General features: G+C 62.9%; 1 protein-coding gene. It reads left to right on the top strand.

Going from position 1 to position 566, the window contains the following annotated elements; translation table 11 throughout:
• On the top strand, positions 1–566 hold a 566-nt coding region (locus VQ03_RS30755), incomplete at both ends, for an ABC transporter substrate-binding protein (RefSeq protein ID WP_048454738.1).

Raw genomic sequence — 566 nt, 5'->3', positions numbered from 1 at the left:
CATCGATCCCGCAGGCGGCGCAGCTCGCCGCCGACGAGATCAATGCCAAGGGCGGCATCGACGGCCGCAAGATCGAAATCGTTTCTTACGACAATCACTCGTCCTCGGCGGATTCGGTGCGCGCATTCCAGCGCGCGGTCAACGAGGACAAGGTCAATGTCGTCATCTCGAGCTACATCAGCGAGGTGGTGCTGGCGCTCGAGCCCTGGGCCTCGCGGCTGAAGACGCCGTTCGTCACGCCCGGTGCCGCCTCGAACGAGATCAGCAAGAGCGTCCACGCCGACTACGAGAAGAACAAGTACACCTTCCACGGCTACCTGACCTCGGCGGCGCTGGCGCTGTCGGTCTGCGACGCCGCCAAGGAGCTTTTGGTCGATCAGAAGCACATGAAGACCGCGGTCATCATGAGCGAGTACGCGGCCTGGACCAAGCCGCTCGACGTCGTCTACGAGGAGTGCCTGCCGAAGATCGGGCTCAAGGTCGTCGACCATATCCGCTTCTCGCCCGACACCACCGACTTCACGCCGATCTTCAACAAGGTCGAAGCCGCCAAGCCCGACGTGATC

It is taken from the genome of Methylobacterium tarhaniae, from assembly GCF_001043955.1.
Lineage (GTDB): Bacteria > Pseudomonadota > Alphaproteobacteria > Rhizobiales > Beijerinckiaceae > Methylobacterium > Methylobacterium tarhaniae.
Note: the sequence above shows the minus strand (reverse complement) of the source record. Positions and strands in the feature narration are given on the sequence as shown.